Source organism: Pseudomonas sp. NPDC087817, assembly GCF_044742875.1.
Classification (GTDB): Bacteria; Pseudomonadota; Gammaproteobacteria; order Pseudomonadales; family Pseudomonadaceae; genus Aquipseudomonas.
The window spans coordinates 100,035-117,032 of record NZ_JBIUVJ010000007.1; the positions used below are offsets into that span (position 1 = coordinate 100,035).

Sequence of the window (16,998 nt, forward strand, 5' to 3'; positions counted from 1 at the left end):
GAATGCCTGACGGCTCCTGAAGTGTTGGCACAGCAGGCATTCGTCGAGAGAGTGTAGAGCATGAGTCGTGCCAGACCAGTCGCCGAAGGTTAACTGGCTGATTTACAAGGTGATTAAGTTTTTGTGGCGGTATTTTTCGCAACAACTGATCCGGTTAACCGAATCGACCGCAAAGTCGCGTTCGGAAAACCGAACGAGCTTTTAACCGTTAGTCGGGGTGAACGCAGTTTCATGCAGGTATTGCCACTCAACACGGTCTGCCTGGACTCGCAGAATCGCTACCGAGACGCGTGAGGTGACGTTCTCACCCTGGCGATGGGTTTCGGTATAGCTCAGCGCAATCGTCTCGCCTTCCTGCCAGACCGTGTGCAGGTCACTGATGACGATCTCAAGCCCCGGCCTGCCACCCACATTTCGCCTGAACAGTTGTTCTACCTGCGCCCGATCAACCGTCACCCCCGAGGTGGCGACCATGCTGAAGTCCTTGGCGAAGGCATCCATCAGCGGTGCGATGGTGGCTGCGCCGCTGCCGTCAGTATCGGTAAACACGCGGTGAATCAGTTCATGCACGTGGTGAATGCTGTGTTGCGCTAGTTCAATCGGGTTGTTGTTCATGGTTTGCCTTTGCAGGGTTCAATTGACTCATAAAAAACAGCGGGAACAGGCCGACCAACGCCGCAATCGCAAACGTCGCGTGATAGGCCGAAGGGGTGTCGAACGGCTTGAGCAGCAGGTTGAAAATCATCAGAAACAGCGCGGCACCGAGGCTGAATGACATCTGCCGATTGATGTTCCAGATCACGCTGGCCTTGTGCGTGTCGCTGCCGTTGAAATCCATCAGTGAGGTGGTTTGCGCGGTGTTGGCACCGATGCCGCCGCCAATGCCCATCAGGCTGTAGGCGATGACAATCAGCCAGAGATCGCTCGGCGCATTCACCTGTGTGAGGGTGACGATGCCGGCGCTGTGCAACAGCATGCCGAGGATGAACAGGCGCTTGGCGCCGATCCGGTTGTAGACCCGGCCGCCAATGGTCATCGCGATGAACGCGCCGATGGCGTAGACAATCATGAATGCGCCGGTCAGCCGGGCGCTGAAGTGCAGGGTGTTTTGCAGGAAGAAGATGCTCAACAGATTGACCCCGGTGAACACGCCGGGAATCGCGTAATAGATGAAGATCGACGTGCTGAGCCGCGTGCTGCTGAGCAAGCTCAGATCGATGATTGCGTGGCGCGACTGGCGGTAATGGCGCAGGTACAGCGCTATGAACAGCAGGCCCGCTGCGATGCAGGCCATGGCCAGCAATGTCCGGGAGTCGCCGCCATACAGCGACATGCCCATCAGCAGGCTGGCGAGTGCCGTACTCACCAGCAACAGGCCTTTGATGTCCGGGCGTGACAGGTCGCCCGGCTTCGCTTCCTTGATCCACCACCACGATAAACCGGCTGCGATCAGCGAGAACGGCACATTGCTGTAAAACACCCAGCGCCATGAACTGCTGTCGACGATGAAGCCGCCAACCGTCGGTGAAATCGCCGGGGCAATCAGCGCAACCGCCATCACCAGCGTGGAGATCTTCGCTCGTTGCTCACCCTGAAACAGATTGAACGTCAGCGCCTGCCCGACCGGTATCAACAGACCGCCACCGATGCCCTGCACGAAACGCCAGATCACCAGTTCCGCGAAACTGTTCGCCAGCCCGCACATCCACACCGCTACGCTGAACAGCAGCATTGAAGCGGTGAGCACGTTCCGGCTATCGAAACGCGCGGCCAGCCAAGTGCTCAGTGGGATGATCAGGGTCAGCCCGAGAATGTAGGCGTTGGCGACCCACGCCACGGACGCGCTGCTGACGTGCAGCGTCGCCGACAGGCTGGGCAAGGCCACGGCCGACATGAAGATATTGATGCAGTCGATAAAGAAGCCGATCAGGAAGATCGACGCGACCTTGTAGCGATAACTCATGGTGTTTCCCCTTTGTCGGCGAGCTTAGGGGCGATAGACTCCGGGCGTCGATGCAATGGGGCTGAACACAATGTTTGAAGGGATTTGACAGTGAATCAGGGCGCCATGCACGGGCATTTGAATCGGGTCCAGACGTTTCTCGCGATCGTCGATCTGGGCTCTTTCACCAAGGCTGCCGATTACCTGAATATCAGCAGGGCCATGGCCAGCCTGCACATCAAGGCGCTGGAAGAGGCGTTGGCCACTACGCTGCTGATCCGCACGACCCGCACGGTAGCGCTGACTGAAACCGGTCAGAGCTTCTATAACGAGTTCAAGGAAATCGTCGCCGATATCGACAGTGCCTTTGATAACGTCCTGAAGGGCAGCAATCGGGTGTCCGGCAAGTTGCGGATCAGTTCGACCAGTGAGTACGGCGAGAAATACATCCTGCCGTTGATCCCGTTGTTTTTGCAGACCTATCCGCAGATCAGGCTGAGCTACCACGTCAACTCTTCATTGAATGATCTGGTGGCGGAGAAGCTTGATCTGGTGATTCGTCTGGGCCGCCTGGCCGACTCGGCGTTCAAGAGTCGCAAGATTGCTGACTATGAAATCGTCCTGGTCGCCACCGAGCAATTTCTCGGTCGTCATCCGGTGCGCGAGCCACAGGACCTGAGTGGTGTGCCATGGATCGCCAACAGCAATCTGCAGACGCCGACCCAGTGGTTAATGCGCGATGAGCGAGGGCAGGGCGTCGAGGTCAGCGGTGTGCATCACTTCGAAACCAATTCTTCGGCGGCAATGCGTTCGATGGCCCTGTCGTCGCTTGGGGTGTCGGTGCTGCCGAAGTGGCTGATCGAGGATGACCTTGCCAGTGGACGGTTGATTCGCTTGTTGCCGGCGTATTCGTTGCCGCAGCGGTCGATCAATGTGGTGTTTCCCAACACGGCGCACTTGCCGCACAAGTCGCGGGTGTTTATTGATTTTCTGCTGTTGCATCTGGCGCGCTGACATCGCTGGTGGTGGTGCAGCCTTGTGGCGAGGGGATTTATCCCCGATGGGCTGCTTAGCAGCCCCGCTTTTGTTTCAAGTGAGGGGCCGCTGCGCGACCCATCGGGGATAAATCCCCTCGCCACAGGTCAGCGCCTGATCCTGAGAAAAGAAAAAGCCCCTGAATCTCGCGATTCAGGGGCTTTCGTTTAAGCGCTGCTCAAGTCAGGCCGCTTCGATCTTGCGGTTCTGCTCGACCTTACCCAGATACGCCGCCAGTTTTTCCTGTTCGGCCGGGGTGGTGAACAGCCCCAGTTTGCTCCGGCGCCAGAGAATGTCGTGGGCCGTCGTCGCCCATTCTTCGCTGCACAGGTAATCGACTTCACGGGTATAGAGCCCGCCGCCGAGGTGTTCGCCCATGTCCGCCAGGGTTTCCACACCTTCAAGCATGCGCCAGGTACGGCTGCCGTAGGTAGTGGCCCAGCGGCGGGCGATCTCGGTTGGCACGAAGTCGAACTTGTCGCGGATCAGCGCGCTCAAGGCTTGCGGCGTAGTCATGTCTTCGCCGCCGGGCAGGGTGGCCGTGGCCGTCCAACTCGGACGCATCTGGGTGAAGAACGGCAGCAGCTGCGCCATCGCCGACTCGGCGAGTTTGCGGTAGGTGGTCAGCTTGCCGCCGAACACCGACAGCAGCGGCGCTTCTTCACTGCTGCCCGACAGTGCCAGGGTGTAATCGCGGGTGACGGCCGAAGGGTTGTCGGATTCGTCGTTGCACAGCGGTCGTACGCCCGAGTAACTGTGCTGGATGTCGTCGCGGCTGATTTGCTTCTTGAAGTGGGCGTTGACCACTTTCAACAGGTAATCGGTTTCGCCTTCGGTGATTGCCACTTTCGCTGGATCACCGGTGTATTCACGGTCGGTGGTGCCGATCAGGGTGAAATGGTTCAGGTACGGAATGGTGAAAACGATGCGCTGATCTTCGTTTTGCAGAATGTGCGCGTGATCACCTTCGTACAGCTTCGGCACGATGATGTGGCTGCCCTGAATCAAGCGGATGCCGTACGGCGATTCCATCTTCAGATCGTCACGGATGAACTTGGCCACCCACGGGCCGGCCGCGTTCACCAGCGCTTTGGCGGTGATCGAAAACAGGCTGCCGTCGGCGCGTTCCAGGTTCAGGTGCCACAGGCCTTTGGCGCGGCGGGCGCTGACGCAACGGGTCTGGGTGTGGACGTGGGCGCCTTTTTCACGGGCGGCCATGGCGTTGAGGACAACGAGGCGGGCGTCGTCGACCCAGCAGTCGGAGTATTCGAAGCCTTTCTTGATTTCGCTTTTCAACGCGCTATCGGCACCGAACTTCAGGCTTTTCGAACCCGGCAGTTTTTCGCGCTTGCCGAGGTTGTCATACAGGAACAGGCCGGCACGGATCATCCACGCCGGACGCAGGTGCGGACGGTGCGGCAGCACGAAGCGCATTGGCTTGACGATGTGCGGCGCCTTGGCCAGCAACACTTCGCGCTCGGCCAGCGCTTCGCGCACCAGACGGAATTCGTAATGTTCGAGGTAGCGCAGGCCACCGTGGATCAGCTTGCTGCTGGCTGACGACGTGTGGCTGGCCAAGTCATCCTTTTCGCAAAGGAACACCGAAAGCCCGCGACCGGCGGCATCCGCTGCGATCCCCACGCCATTGATCCCGCCGCCGATGACGGCGAGGTCGTAGATCTCGGAGATAGGGGGCGTACGCAAGGTAGATGTGGACATCGGCTGGCCTCGGGCTCTTTTGATTTTCTGTATTGGAAATCGAACATGAATGTTCATTTGCGAAAATGGTAGCCCATAAACACGCGCACAGCCAGTCGCCTTCGATTGAAAATACTCATCGAAGGGCAGGTAAAGGAAAATTTTCGAACATTCACAGGCAGATCGTTCCCATGCTCCGCGTGGGAATGCATCCATCGACGCTCTGCGTTGGCTTTTGAGATGGGACGCAGAGCGTCCCGGGCGGCATTCCCACGCAGAGCGTGGGAACGAGGGGTTAAACGACTTCCAGACGAATTTTGTGCTGTGTCAGCAACTGCGCCAGCGCCGGCACTGGCTGCTGATCGGTCACCAGACAATCGATCAGGCTGATCGGGCCGAGGCGGATCATCGCGTTACGCCCGAACTTGCTCGAGTCCGCTGCCAGGATCACCTGGCGCGCATTGGCAATGATCGCCTGGGAAACCCGCACTTCCTGATAATCGAAGTCGAGCAGGCTGCCGTCCTCGTCGATGCCACTGATACCGACCAGCGCAAAATCAACCTTGAACTGATTGATGAAGTCCACGCTCGCCTGACCCACCACACCGCCATCGCGGCGCACATTGCCGCCAGTCAACAGCACGTCGAAATCATCCTTGGCACTGAGCATCGACGCCACGTGCAGGTTGTTGGTGATGATCTTCAGGTGATTGTGATTGAGCAGGGCGCGGGCAATCGATTCGGTAGTGGTACCGATGTTGATGAACAGCGAGGCATGATCGGGGATCTGTGCGGCGATCGCTTCACCGATGCGTTGTTTTTCGTCGCGCATCTGATCGGCGCGCATCGCATAGGCAGTGTTTTCGACACTGGAATCATAGGCCGCGCCGCCATGGTAGCGACGTAGCAGATTGGCTTCCGCGAGCTGATTGATGTCGCGGCGGATGGTTTGCGGGGTAACAACGAACAGCGTGGCCATCTCCTCGATGCTCACATAGCCGCGTTCGCGGACCAGCTCGAGGATTTGCTGCTGACGGGGAGGCAGATTCATGGGGCTTCCTTTGGGCTGCCGTGCAAAATTTGCCCATGATGCCGCAGGAATCCGCTCCCTACCAGTTAGATGCCTATCTGGATCTGAAGGTTGGCTTATTCAGCGTCTTCACGCGCCCAGTCACGGGTGCGGCTGACGGCTTTTTTCCAGCCTTTGTACAGCTTCTCTTTCTCCACTTCGTCCAGGCTCGGTTCGAACTCACGCTCGATCACGGCCTTGCCGCGCAGTTCGTCCAGGCTGCCCCAGAAACCGCAGGCCAGACCGGCCAGATAAGCCGCGCCGAGTGCTGTGGTTTCGCGCATTTGCGGGCGCTCGACCTGCGTGCCAAGGATGTCGGCCTGGAACTGCATCAGGAAGTTGTTCGCTACCGCGCCGCCGTCCACGCGCAGGGCCTTGAGGCGTTCGCCGGAGTCCTGTTGCATGGCGTCGAGCACGTCGCGGGTCTGGTAAGCGATCGATTCCAGCGCAGCACGGATGATGTGGTCAACACGTACACCGCGCGTCAGGCCGAACAGCGCACCACGGGCATACGGGTCCCAGTACGGAGCGCCCAGACCGGTGAAGGCCGGTACCAGGTACACGCCGTTGCTGTCCTTCACTTTATTGGCGAAGTATTCGGTGTCGTGGGCGTCGTTGATGATTTTCAGTTCATCACGCAGCCACTGCACGGTCGAACCGCCGTTGAACACCGCACCTTCCAGGGCATAGGCGACTTCGCCACGCGGGCCGCAGGCGATGGTAGTGAGCATGCCGTGCTTGGATTTCACTGCTTTGTCGCCAGTGTTCATCAGCAGGAAGCAACCGGTGCCGTAGGTGTTTTTCGCCTGGCCCGGCTCGACGCACATCTGGCCGAACAGTGCTGCTTGCTGGTCGCCGGCGATCCCGCCGATGGCGATGCCGCTCTTGGTGCGGCCGTAGATTTCCGACGAGGCTTTGACTTCCGGGAGCATCTCGCGCGGGATATCGAGGATCTCCAGCATCTTCGCGTCCCACTCCAGCGAGTGAATGTTGAAGAGCATGGTGCGCGAGGCGTTGGTGTAGTCGGTGACGTGCACCTTGCCACCGGTGAATTTCCAGATCAGCCAGCTATCGACGGTGCCGAACAGCAGTTCGCCGTTGCGCGCACGCTCGCGGCTGCCTTCGACGTTGTCGAGGATCCACTTCAGCTTGGTGCCGGAGAAGTACGGGTCGGTGACCAGACCGGTATTGTCGCGGATATAGTCTTCGTGGCCATCACGCTTGAGCTGCTGGCAGATCTCGGTGCTGCGGCGGCACTGCCAGACGATGGCGTTGTAGACCGGACGGCCGGTGGTCTTGTCCCAGACCACGGTGGTTTCACGCTGGTTGGTGATGCCGATGGCGGCTACCTGATCGTGATGCAGGCCGGCCTGGGCCAGCGCTTCAACCATCACCGCGCTCTGGGTGGCGAAGATTTCCATCGGGTCGTGTTCGACCCAACCGGCTTGCGGGTAATGCTGAGCGAATTCACGCTGGGCGGTGCAGACCACGTTCGCGTCGCGGTCGAAAATGATCGCGCGGGAGCTGGTCGTACCCTGATCGAGGGCAATGATGTAGTTCTTATTCTGAATGTCGGTCATGTCGATTGCCTTGGACGAAATAAGGGAGAGTGGGCCGGGGCGCAGGCTCTATCTGGCAGGAGCCTGCGCCGACTGTTTCAAGAAGTTCTTGGTTTGCCGTCAATGGCCGGTTCTGCATCCTTTGTAGCAGGTGTGGCGCCGGTCAGGTGACGGGCGATGAGCCCGCGATACCCGGCAGCGCCGAGGCAGGCACCGACAATCGGTGCAAAAATCGGAATCAGGAAGTACGGAATATCGCGACCGCCAGTGAAGGAAATTTCACCCCAGCCCGCGAAGAAAGTCATCAGTTTAGGACCGAAGTCACGTGCCGGGTTCATCGCAAAACCGGTCAGTGGGCCCATCGAGCTGCCGATTACGGCGATCAGCAAACCAATCAGCAGCGGCGCCATCGGGCCTTTCGGCAAGCCGTTGTTATCGTCGGTCAGGGCCATGATCACGCCCATCAGGATGGCGGTGATGATCATCTCGACCAGAAAGGCCTGGGCGGTGGACAGCACCGGGTTCGGGAAGGTGGAGAACACCGACGCCAACTCCAGGCTGGCAGCCGAGCCGCGAACCATTTGGTGAGTTTGTTCGAAATCGAAGAACAGGTTGCTGTACAGCGTGTAAACCAACAGCGCGCCGCAGAAGGCGCCGGCAATCTGCGACAGGATGTAGAACGGCAGTTTGCGTTTTTCGAAGTCGGCGAAGATGGTCAGCGCGATGCTCACGGCCGGGTTCAGATGTGCGCCGGAAACGCCAGCGGTGAGGTAGATCGCCATGCTTACGCCGACGCCCCAGATGATGCTGATTTCCCACAGACCGAAGCTGGCGCCCGCGACTTTGAGCGCGGCGACGCAGCCGGTACCGAAAAAGATCAGTAAGGCAGTACCCAGAAACTCGGCCAGGCATTGGCCCGAGAGCGTTGGTTGCTGTAAAGCAGTTGTCATTGAAAACCTCGATTTTTGTTGTTGTCTGGCGCTTTGCCGACAGGGCAAGGCGCGATTTTCCCCGGGGCAGGATCCCCATCCTGTTCCCGGTTTACTGCTGAGTGCTGCGGTAACCATAATTCTTACATTATTCAGATTCGAAAAAATATAGACAAGAAACAAACCTGTCAAAGGTCGAAAGTGAACTGTCGGTCACAATAAAACTATTAGCGCCATGAATGATCCTCGGTGAGCGGTGTTCCCCATCGTTCTGGTAAGTCTGCAGGCCACGGGAAACGCGGCGTTGAACTAGAGCCTTTTGTGATCTGATCGCCTAGAATCCGGCGCAGGATTTTTCTGCCACTGCCAAGCCTGGAGCTGCCATGACCCCTGCGTTGGACTTGTTGAAAAAAGTTCGTGCCGAACATCGCGTGCACAGTTACGAACATGACCCGAAGGCCGCGTCCTATGGGCTGGAGGCCGCAGAAAAGCTGGGGCTTGAGCCGGCGCAGGTGTTCAAGACGCTGCTGGCTGCCAGTGAAAAGGGCGAATTGTTGGTGGCGGTGGTGCCGGTCGTCGGAAGTCTCGACCTCAAAGGTCTGGCGCATGCGGCAGGGGTGAAAAAAGTCGAGATGGCGGATCCGGCAGCGGCGCAGCGCTCCACCGGTTATCTGTTGGGTGGCATCAGTCCGCTGGGGCAGAAGAAACGCCTGCGTACCTTCATCGATAACTCGGCTCAGGCTTTTGCGACTATTTATGTCAGCGCCGGTCGGCGCGGGCTGGAAGTTGAACTGGCACCTGCCGTGCTGGCTGAACATACCCAAGCCAAATTCGCCGACATCGGTCGCGCGTAAGAGAAACCAGCGCTGTATGAAGAAAATTGGCCGGTTCTGTCACTGGCGCTGACCCGGCCAGCGCTGCATGCTCTGCCGACTGACTCAGGGAGTAGGTTATGCAGCTTGATTTTCATCAGGTCGACGCATTCAGTGATCGGCCATTCAGTGGCAACCCGGCGATGGTCTATCGGCTCGACGCGTGGCTCGCGGATGAGTTGATGCAGAAGATCGCCGCCGAACACAATCTGGCGGAAACCGCGTTTTTGGTGCGTGAAGGTTCGGCGTGGCATATCCGCTGGTTCACCCCGACCACCGAAGTACCGTTGTGCGGCCACGCGACGCTGGCCAGCGCTTATGTGCTGTTCGAGATCTACAAGGAAACTGCTGAGCGTCTGGACTTCATTTGCAAGTCCGGGCCGCTGAGTGTCAGTCGTGAGGATGGCCGCTTGTGGCTGGACTTCCCGTCAATCGTGCCTTCGGAAATTGGCGTGACGCTGGATGTCGAACGGGCGCTGGGCGTTGAAGCGGTGGATGTACTCGGCTCCAACGAGCTGTTTGTGGTACTGGAGTCGGAGCAGGCCGTGCTCGACTGCAAACCGGACATGGTCGCACTGGCCAAGCTGCCGTGGCTTGGGGCGATCGTCACCGCGCGCGGCAACCAGCACGATTTCGTCTCGCGCTACTTCGCTCCGGCAATTGGCATCAACGAAGATCCGGTCACCGGTTCGACCCATTGCAGCCTGATTCCGTATTGGTCAAAACGTCTGGGCAAGTCGAGCCTGACCGCCTGCCAGCGCTCGGCGCGGGGTGGCGAGTTGTTCTGTCGGCTTGAGGGTGAGCGGGTGAAGATCGGTGGCCATGCCACGCTCGTGGCGAGCGGCACCCTGATCCTCGGTTAACGCAACCCCCTGTAGGAGTGAGCCTGCTCGCGATCACGGTATATCAGTCAAATCTTCTGTGACGGATGTACCGCGATCGCGAGCAGGCTCACTCCTACAGGGCAATGGTGTTGGATCAGAGTGCAGTGCTGTAGCGGCGCACGCCGTTTTCCACCACCGGAATCTGCGCGGCGGTGCTGCCCGAGGCCTGGAACAACACCAGATGTTCAGCTGCAACCCGAATCCCCACTTGCGCACCCAGCTGATGGTCAGCATGGCTCGGGAAAATCGACTCCAACTGCGCACCGGTCGGCAATTGCAGGCGATACAGCGTCGAAGCACCAAGGAAAGTCTTGCCGACAATCCGTGCCTTCAGCGCACTATCCGGCGCATAAACGATGTCATCCGGGCGCAGCAACACATCCACTGCGCCGCCAATCGGCCAGGTATAGGCACGATTGCCACGCAGTTCGCCGAGTTCGGTCTGCACCGATTCCGGGCTGGCGAGCTGGCCGCGAATGAAATAACCCTGACCGATGAAACTTGCCACGAACGGCGTCGCCGGCTCGTGATACAGGTTGTACGGCGTGTCCCACTGCTCCAGCCGACCTTCCTTGAAGACGCCGACGTGATCGCTCACGGCAAAGGCTTCTTCCTGATCGTGGGTCACCAGAATCGCACTGGTGCCGCGAGCCTTGAGGATGTCGCGCACTTCGTGGCTGAGCTTGCGGCGCAACTCGCCGTCGAGGTTGGAAAACGGCTCATCCAGCAATAGCAGTTGCGGCTCGGGCGCCAGGGCCCGAGCGAGGGCCACGCGTTGCTGCTGGCCGCCGGACAGCTCGTGTGGGAAGCGCTTGCCGAGGTTTTTCAGGTTGACCAGTTCGAGCAATTCTTCGGTGACGCGATCTTTTTGCGGGTGTTTGCGAATGCCGAACGCGATGTTGTCCGCGACGCTCAGGTGCGGGAACAGCGCGTAGTCCTGAAACACCATGCCGATCCGGCGTTTCTCCGGCGCCAAGGTGAAACCGGCGCTGGAAATGGTTTTGCCACCCAGGGTGATTTCACCTTCGTGCACCGGCTCGAAACCGGCAATGGCGCGCAACGTGGTGGTCTTGCCGCAGCCGGACGAGCCGAGCAGGCAGCCGATGTCACCGGCATTGAGGTGCAGATTGAGGTTCTGCACCACTCGTTGATCTTGATAGCCGCAAGCGAGGTTGCGCAGGTTCAGCAGTAATTCATGGCTCATGCGTGGTGATATGCCGGTTCGACGAGGAACTCGAGCAGGGCCTTCTGTGCGTGGAGACGGTTTTCTGCCTGATCCCAGGCGACGGAGCGCGGGTCATCAAGCAGGTCGAGACTGATTTCTTCGCCACGGTGCGCCGGCAGGCAGTGCATGAACAGCACGTCCTCGGCAGCGAGGTCGAGCAGGGCACGGTTGACCTGGAACGGTGCGAACAGCTTGAGGCGCTTGGCAGTTTCCTCTTCCTGGCCCATCGAGGTCCAGACGTCGGTGCTGACCAGATGCGCGCCGCGCACGGCATCCTGCGGATCGCGGACGATGGTCACGCGATCGCCGGCCTTGGCCACGAATTCAGGATTCGGCTCGTAACCTTCCGGGCAGGCGACACGCAACTGGAAGTCGAACTGGATCGCCGCTTCTATATAGCTGTTGCACATGTTGTTGCCGTCGCCGATCCAGGCCACGGTCTTGCCCTGGATCGAGCCACGGTGCTCAAGAAAGGTTTGCATGTCGGCCAGCAACTGGCACGGGTGCAGGTCATCGGACAGTCCGTTGATCACCGGCACGCGCGAGTTGGCGGCGAATTCGGTCAGGGTGCTGTGGGCAAAGGTACGGATCATCACCGCATCGAGCATGCTCGACATGACAATGGCGCAGTCGCCGATTGGCTCGCCACGGCCCAGTTGCGTATCACGCGGCGACAGGAAGATCGCCTGACCGCCGAGCTGGATCATGCCCGCCTCGAAGGAGATCCGGGTACGGGTCGAGGATTTCTCGAAGATCATCCCCAGCACGCGGTTTTTCAGAGGCTCGAACAGTACGCCGCGGTTACGCAGGTCCTTGAGCTCAACGCCTCGACGGATCACGCTGACCAGCTCTTCGGGCGTGCAATCCATCAGGGAGAGAAAGTGCCTTGCGCTCATCATTGACTACCTTTTGCTACAAACCGCAGATGCTCAAAGCCTTGTTTAACGGAACAACGGGCGAGACCTGCGGCGTAAGCCGCACGGGGGCGACGAAATAGGGGAAGGCGCGATATTGACACTAAATGTCGCGTTTTTCCAATAGGCTACTTTTGTTGTGGGATTCGGAGGGCGGACTGCACGGTGCAGTAACGCATTTGAAGCCGGGTTCAGGACAGCAGCGAAGCACTTTGTACACTGGCGTCCCGGGGCTTGGCAATCCGGCGTGACGCGGATGCAGCGCTTTGGTCGGTTCGAGACCGAGTGGTTGCAGATTCGCTTGGTCGGATGCGCAGGCTGAAACATTTGCTAAAGCAAAGTGCTGGGTTATAACTACCTTTCGAGCGACGCAGGAAGCCTTTGAATGGAATCGAAAGAAAAACTGTTGATGGAGTTGCTGGGCCACACGGCTCGCTCCCTGACCCATCTCACCGCGTCGGTCACCTCCATGTCCTTCGAGTTGTTGCGCAGCGAAGATGACGTGGTCAAGGCTGCCAGCCGCCAGATGATCGACCGCATGGCGACGATCAGTGCCGGGCTTGACGAGCACTGGCGCCTCATCGGCGAGCTCACCGGCGTACACGTCGCTCACGAGCAGATCGAAACCATTCAGGAAATCCAGTTGCAGGCGCCGCCGCAGTTGCCACCGAACTGATTCGACGGGCTATCGGCTCGCCTGATGGTCGTCGATTCACAAGACGAACGTCGCTGGCGCCTGGCTGGCGCACGGGCCATAGTTTTGTTCCCGCAGGCGTTGTTGCCTGCCCAGAACACAACAGAGACTGGCCATGACCAAGACTCTCCATCACCGTGCCTGCCACCTGTGCGAAGCCATTTGCGGTCTGACCATCGAAACCACTGAAACCGACGGCCATGTCGCGATCACCTCGATCAAGGGTGATGCCCTCGACACCTTCAGTCGTGGCCATATCTGTCCCAAAGCCGTCGCCCTGCAAGACATTCAGAATGATCCCGATCGCCTGCGTCAGCCAATGCGCCGGGTCGGCAGTGAATGGCTGCCAATCGAGTGGGACGAGGCATTTGCACTGGTAGCCGAGCGGCTGGCGGCGATTCAGGAGCGACATGGGCAGAATGCTGTCGCGGTGTATCAGGGCAATCCGAGCGTGCACAATTACGGGCTGATGACCCACAGCAATTACTTTCTCGGCCTGCTGAAAACCCGCAATCGCTTCTCCGCCACCTCGGTCGATCAGTTGCCCCATCACCTCAGCAGCTACCTGATGTACGGCCACGGTTTGCTGTTGCCGATCCCGGACATCGATCACACCGATTTCATGCTGATTCTCGGCGGTAATCCGCTGGCGTCCAACGGCAGCATCATGACCGTGCCAGATGTTGAAAAACGCCTGAAAGCGATTCAGGCGCGCGGCGGCAAGGTCGTGGTGGTCGATCCACGGCGCAGCGAGACGGCTGCGATGGCCGATCAGCATCTGTTCGTGCGTCCCGGTGGTGATGCTGCATTGCTGTTCGGGCTGCTCAACACGCTGTTTGACGAAGGCCTGGTCCGCGGCAGTCATTTGCCGGTCGAGGGTCTGGACGAGGTTCGCACGGCCGTGGCGTCGTTCACTGCCGAAGCCATGAGTCCATTGTGCGCCGTGCCTGCCGAGCAGATCCGTCGGCTGGCCCGCGACTTTGCCGCTGCGCCGAGCGCCGTGTGTTACGGACGTATGGGCGTTTCTACCCAGGCGTTCGGCACGTTGTGCCACTGGGTGGTGCAGTTGATCAATCTGGTCACCGGCAACCTCGACCGGGTCGGTGGTGCGCTGTGTACCGAACCGGCGGTGGATCTGGTGGCGTCGACCTCCGGCGGGCATTTCAACAAATGGCAAAGTCGTGTGTCGGGCCGTCCCGAGTATGGCGGTGAGTTACCGGTCTCGGCGCTGGCCGAAGAGATGCTCACCGAAGGCGAGGGGCAGATCCGTGCACTGATTACCGTCGCCGGCAACCCGGTGCTGTCGACGCCGAACGGGCGGCAGTTGGAGCAAGCGCTTGATGGTCTGGAGTTCATGGTCAGCATCGACCTGTACATCAACGAGACCACGCGTTACGCCGATCTGATCCTGCCGTCGACCTCGGCGCTGGAGAACGATCACTACGACACCACGTTCAACCTGTTCGCGGTGCGCAACGTGACCCGCTTCAATCGCGCAATCCTCGCCAAGCCCGAAGGCGCGCTGCATGACTGGGAGATCTTCGTCGGCCTGGCCAAGGCCTTTGCCGAGAAGACCGGCAAGGAGCTGAAGCCGACCATGCCACCGGCGAAGATGATCGACATGGGCCTGCGCATGGGTTTCTACGGCGATGCCTCCGAACACAAACTGTCGCTGACGACACTGTTCGATCATCCCCACGGGCTAGACCTTGGAGCATTGAAGCCGAATCTGGCCAAGCGTTTAAAAACGCCTGATCAGCGCGTGCAGGCTGCGCCCCCCGAGATCCTCGCCGACCTCGCACGCTTCGCCGCCTTACGGGCGCCAGCCGCCGATGAACTGCTGATGATCGGGCGCCGCCATGTGCGCAGTAACAATTCATGGATGCACAACTATCACCGTCTGGTGAAGGGCAAGCCGCGTCATCAGTTGTTGATGCATCCGGACGATCTTGCCAGCCGAGGCCTCAACGATGGGCAGTTGGTGCGTGTGAGCTCGCGGGTCGGGCAGATCGAAGTGGAAGTGCTCGGCAGTCTGGACATGATGAAAGGCGTGGTCAGCCTGCCGCACGGTTGGGGACATGCAAGGCCGGGGGTGCAGATGGCGATTGCCAGCGGCCAGCCGGGTTCGAGCGCGAACGATCTGACCGATGAATGTCAGCTCGACGAGTTGTCCGGCAATGCCGCGCTGAATGGCGTGCCGGTGACCGTCGCGGCGGCGTGAGCATGTCTGTCGGGGAGACCGAGCAGGGCGCTCGGGATTCCGTTACAATGCGCCACCGTGCCGACCCATGAGTCGGAAAGTTCAGCCGAGGTGCTCCATGGATATCATCGAAACGATTAAAGAGCAGATTGCCAACAACACCATTCTGCTTTACATGAAAGGTTCGCCGAATGCCCCACAATGTGGCTTCTCCGCGAAAGCTGCACAGGCTGTGATGGCGTGTGGCGAAAAGTTTGCGTACGTGGACATCCTGCAGAACCCGGAAATCCGCGCCAACCTGCCAAAGTACGCCAACTGGCCGACTTTCCCACAACTGTGGGTCGGCGGTGAACTGGTCGGCGGTAGCGACATCATGACCGAGATGGCTGCTGACGGTTCGCTGCAAAGCACCATCAAGGCGGCTGTCGAAGCGGCTGCTGCGAACAAGTCGGAAGCCTGATCGGCCTCTGTGAGAGCCAGCAATCTGGCTCTCACACTGGTTTTACCCGGCACCTGCTCCCTGTAGGAGCTGTCGAGTGAAACGAGGCTGTGATCTTTTGATCTGCAGCCAATAAAAAGCCCCGCGCCTCGAAAGAGGGCGGGGCTTTTTAGTGTCTCGTGTTTAGCGGGCGCTAACTTACTCTTCGCCCATCTGCGATTGCAGATAGTTCTCAAGACCGACTTTATCGATCAGGCCCAGTTGGGTTTCCAGCCAGTCGATGTGTTCTTCTTCGGATTCGAGAATATCTTCGAGCAGTTCGCGGCTGCCGAAATCGCCAACGGTTTCGCAATGAGCGATCGCGGCTTTCAGATCAGCGTGGCCGGTCTTCTCGATGCGCAGGTCGCACTCCAGCATTTCCCGGGTGTGCTCGCCGATGTGCAGCTTGCCGAGGTCCTGCACGTTCGGCAGGCCTTCGAGGAACAGGATGCGCTTGATCAGCTTGTCCGCGTGCTTCATCTCGTCGATGGATTCTTTGTACTCGTGCTTGCCCAGCTTGTTCAGGCCCCAATCTTCATACATGCGTGCATGCAGGAAGTACTGATTGATCGCGACCAGCTCATTGGCAAGGATCTTGTTGAGATGCTGGATGACTGTAATGTCGCCTTTCATGATCGGAGTCCTGCCCTGTAATAGCTGTATATAAGGCGGAGTTTGAGCTTCGTACTTATAAGTGTCAAACCTAAGTTATTGAATAATATATGAAAATTAATCGGAATAAGAATGTTTGTGTTCCGCGTCTAGACGCTAACCAATTGATTTTCAGGCATAAAAAAACCGGACATAAGTCCGGTTCTTTGAAATAGGGGTAATTTACGCAGCGGTAAATTCTACAGGATAGGGGATCGCAGCCTGGGCGGTTTGCAGCTTGGTCAGGGTTTCGCGTACGACTTCCTTGGCAAGGCAGGCACATTTGCCGCATTGGCTGGCGACGCCGGTGGCCTGGCGGACTTCTTTATAGCTGCAGCAACCTTCATAGATCGCTTCGCGGATCTGTCCGTCGGTGACGCCAGTGCAGAGACAAACATACATAAGTGAGAACCGTCGCTGGTTGTGACTCAATTGCGATGGATCTTAATGTTAACGAGAATGATTGTCAAAGTGCTTTCGGAAAGCTTTGCGCAGGATTTGCGCGTGACTGACGAGCGGTAATGACTGGCCATCTGCCTGGCCCCGTAAATGCAGCGCCGTTAACCGCTGCTTTAAAAAACCGTTAAGGACAGGCCAAAAACGCAGTGTATGATGGTCGGCCCTTGCGAAGGGGGTTCGTGTCACAGGGCTGTCGCCTGAGGGTGGCAGGCTGGCCCGGACCCTGAACTTCAAGTTTTTACACCAGGAGATATCAATGAGCGTACTCGTAGGCAAACAAGACCCTGACTTCACCGTCCCGGCCGTACTCGGCAATGGCGAGATCGTTGACAGCTTCACTCTTTGCTCGTACTTCATTGTCTTATTTGGATTTGTTTTGTTGTATCATT

General features: G+C 58.8%; 16 protein-coding genes and 1 pseudogene. 7 read left to right on the forward strand and 10 right to left on the reverse strand.

What is annotated here, in order from left to right:
* Positions 1-201: 201 nt before the first annotated feature.
* On the reverse strand, positions 202-615 hold the full coding sequence (locus ACIONG_RS09325) for a DUF4440 domain-containing protein (RefSeq protein ID WP_401298474.1): 414 nt from the start codon (positions 613-615) through the stop codon (positions 202-204).
* Positions 596-1,963, reverse strand: a complete 1,368-nt coding sequence (locus ACIONG_RS09330; RefSeq protein ID WP_401298477.1) for an MFS transporter — start codon at positions 1,961-1,963, stop codon at positions 596-598. The genes ACIONG_RS09325 and ACIONG_RS09330 overlap by 20 nt, the downstream gene beginning before the upstream one ends.
* 105 nt (positions 1,964-2,068) lie before the next feature.
* Between ACIONG_RS09330 and ACIONG_RS09335 the strand changes: the two genes are divergently transcribed.
* On the forward strand, positions 2,069-2,956 hold the full coding sequence (locus ACIONG_RS09335) for a LysR substrate-binding domain-containing protein (RefSeq protein WP_401298551.1): 888 nt from the start codon (positions 2,069-2,071) through the stop codon (positions 2,954-2,956).
* Between the two features lie 204 nt (positions 2,957-3,160).
* On the opposite strand, the gene glpD is transcribed toward ACIONG_RS09335, so the two are convergent.
* The 4 genes from glpD to ACIONG_RS09355 form a co-directional block, all read right to left on the reverse strand.
* Positions 3,161-4,696: a glycerol-3-phosphate dehydrogenase gene (gene glpD / locus ACIONG_RS09340; protein ID WP_103305473.1), complete on the reverse strand. Its 1,536-nt coding sequence runs from the start codon at positions 4,694-4,696 to the stop codon at positions 3,161-3,163.
* 274 nt (positions 4,697-4,970) lie between these two features.
* The gene (locus tag ACIONG_RS09345; protein WP_016986643.1) at positions 4,971-5,726 is read right to left on the reverse strand and encodes a DeoR/GlpR family transcriptional regulator; all 756 of its coding nucleotides are present in this window, start codon (positions 5,724-5,726) and stop codon (positions 4,971-4,973) included.
* Between the two features lie 95 nt (positions 5,727-5,821).
* Complete coding sequence (gene glpK, locus ACIONG_RS09350; protein WP_103305474.1) at positions 5,822-7,324, reverse strand: glycerol kinase GlpK; 1,503 nt, start codon at positions 7,322-7,324, stop codon at positions 5,822-5,824.
* 77 nt (positions 7,325-7,401) lie between these two features.
* Positions 7,402-8,253: an MIP/aquaporin family protein gene (locus ACIONG_RS09355; RefSeq protein ID WP_103305475.1), complete on the reverse strand. Its 852-nt coding sequence runs from the start codon at positions 8,251-8,253 to the stop codon at positions 7,402-7,404.
* A gap of 362 nt (positions 8,254-8,615) precedes the next feature.
* Here ACIONG_RS09355 and ybaK point away from each other — a divergent pair, with 362 nt between their 5' ends.
* Together ybaK and ACIONG_RS09365 are read left to right on the forward strand one after the other, a co-directional pair.
* Positions 8,616-9,086 (forward strand): Cys-tRNA(Pro) deacylase, encoded by a 471-nt coding sequence (ybaK, locus tag ACIONG_RS09360; protein ID WP_114885222.1) that lies wholly within the window; start codon positions 8,616-8,618, stop codon positions 9,084-9,086.
* 98 nt (positions 9,087-9,184) lie between these two features.
* A complete protein-coding gene (locus ACIONG_RS09365) occupies positions 9,185-9,967 on the forward strand; it encodes a PhzF family phenazine biosynthesis protein (protein ID WP_103305477.1) in 783 nt (260 codons plus the stop codon).
* Positions 9,968-10,082: 115 nt separating this feature from the next.
* Here the strand turns inward: ACIONG_RS09365 and ACIONG_RS09370 are convergent, their stop codons facing one another.
* Together ACIONG_RS09370 and argF are read right to left on the reverse strand one after the other, a co-directional pair.
* Positions 10,083-11,192, reverse strand: coding sequence for an ABC transporter ATP-binding protein (locus ACIONG_RS09370; RefSeq protein WP_401298484.1), 1,110 nt, complete (start codon positions 11,190-11,192; stop codon positions 10,083-10,085).
* Positions 11,189-12,109, reverse strand: a complete 921-nt coding sequence (gene argF / locus ACIONG_RS09375; protein WP_045123046.1) for an ornithine carbamoyltransferase — start codon at positions 12,107-12,109, stop codon at positions 11,189-11,191. Before argF ends, ACIONG_RS09370 begins: the two co-directional genes overlap by 4 nt.
* 403 nt (positions 12,110-12,512) lie before the next feature.
* Here argF and ACIONG_RS09380 point away from each other — a divergent pair, with 403 nt between their 5' ends.
* From ACIONG_RS09380 to grxD, 3 genes are all read left to right on the forward strand, one after another.
* Complete coding sequence (locus ACIONG_RS09380) at positions 12,513-12,803, forward strand: hypothetical protein (protein ID WP_401298487.1); 291 nt, start codon at positions 12,513-12,515, stop codon at positions 12,801-12,803.
* A gap of 133 nt (positions 12,804-12,936) precedes the next feature.
* Entirely contained in the window at positions 12,937-15,042 is a 2,106-nt protein-coding gene (locus ACIONG_RS09385) for a molybdopterin oxidoreductase family protein (protein WP_401298490.1), read from the forward strand.
* 97 nt (positions 15,043-15,139) lie between these two features.
* Positions 15,140-15,481 carry a Grx4 family monothiol glutaredoxin gene (gene grxD, locus ACIONG_RS09390; protein ID WP_016773402.1) on the forward strand — a complete coding sequence of 114 codons (342 nt, stop codon included), beginning with the start codon at positions 15,140-15,142 and terminating at the stop codon, positions 15,479-15,481.
* Between the two features lie 177 nt (positions 15,482-15,658).
* Here the strand turns inward: grxD and bfr are convergent, their stop codons facing one another.
* Together bfr and ACIONG_RS09400 are read right to left on the reverse strand one after the other, a co-directional pair.
* Positions 15,659-16,132, reverse strand: a complete 474-nt coding sequence (gene bfr, locus ACIONG_RS09395) for a bacterioferritin (RefSeq protein ID WP_103305481.1) — start codon at positions 16,130-16,132, stop codon at positions 15,659-15,661.
* Between the two features lie 201 nt (positions 16,133-16,333).
* A complete protein-coding gene (locus ACIONG_RS09400) occupies positions 16,334-16,552 on the reverse strand; it encodes a bacterioferritin-associated ferredoxin (protein ID WP_003227725.1) in 219 nt (72 codons plus the stop codon).
* A 313-nt stretch (positions 16,553-16,865) separates the two neighbouring features.
* Here ACIONG_RS09400 and ACIONG_RS09405 point away from each other — a divergent pair.
* Positions 16,866-16,998, forward strand: a pseudogene (locus ACIONG_RS09405) (peroxiredoxin); the annotation flags it as partial.

Excerpts from the sequence above, each read along its gene's own strand:
- ACIONG_RS09325 (WP_401298474.1), bottom strand. The coding sequence starts at position 615 with ATGAACAACAACCCGATTGAACTAGCGCAACACAGCATTCACCACGTG.
- ACIONG_RS09330 (WP_401298477.1), bottom strand. The coding sequence starts at position 1,963 with ATGAGTTATCGCTACAAGGTCGCGTCGATCTTCCTGATCGGCTTCTTT.
- ACIONG_RS09335 (WP_401298551.1), top strand. The coding sequence starts at position 2,069 with ATGCACGGGCATTTGAATCGGGTCCAGACGTTTCTCGCGATCGTCGAT.
- glpD (WP_103305473.1), bottom strand. The coding sequence starts at position 4,696 with ATGTCCACATCTACCTTGCGTACGCCCCCTATCTCCGAGATCTACGAC.
- ACIONG_RS09345 (WP_016986643.1), bottom strand. The coding sequence starts at position 5,726 with ATGAATCTGCCTCCCCGTCAGCAGCAAATCCTCGAGCTGGTCCGCGAA.
- glpK (WP_103305474.1), bottom strand. The coding sequence starts at position 7,324 with ATGACCGACATTCAGAATAAGAACTACATCATTGCCCTCGATCAGGGT.
- ACIONG_RS09355 (WP_103305475.1), bottom strand. The coding sequence starts at position 8,253 with ATGACAACTGCTTTACAGCAACCAACGCTCTCGGGCCAATGCCTGGCC.
- ybaK (WP_114885222.1), top strand. The coding sequence starts at position 8,616 with ATGACCCCTGCGTTGGACTTGTTGAAAAAAGTTCGTGCCGAACATCGC.
- ACIONG_RS09365 (WP_103305477.1), top strand. The coding sequence starts at position 9,185 with ATGCAGCTTGATTTTCATCAGGTCGACGCATTCAGTGATCGGCCATTC.
- ACIONG_RS09370 (WP_401298484.1), bottom strand. The coding sequence starts at position 11,192 with ATGAGCCATGAATTACTGCTGAACCTGCGCAACCTCGCTTGCGGCTAT.
- argF (WP_045123046.1), bottom strand. The coding sequence starts at position 12,109 with ATGAGCGCAAGGCACTTTCTCTCCCTGATGGATTGCACGCCCGAAGAG.
- ACIONG_RS09380 (WP_401298487.1), top strand. The coding sequence starts at position 12,513 with ATGGAATCGAAAGAAAAACTGTTGATGGAGTTGCTGGGCCACACGGCT.
- ACIONG_RS09385 (WP_401298490.1), top strand. The coding sequence starts at position 12,937 with ATGACCAAGACTCTCCATCACCGTGCCTGCCACCTGTGCGAAGCCATT.
- grxD (WP_016773402.1), top strand. The coding sequence starts at position 15,140 with ATGGATATCATCGAAACGATTAAAGAGCAGATTGCCAACAACACCATT.
- bfr (WP_103305481.1), bottom strand. The coding sequence starts at position 16,132 with ATGAAAGGCGACATTACAGTCATCCAGCATCTCAACAAGATCCTTGCC.
- ACIONG_RS09400 (WP_003227725.1), bottom strand. The coding sequence starts at position 16,552 with ATGTATGTTTGTCTCTGCACTGGCGTCACCGACGGACAGATCCGCGAA.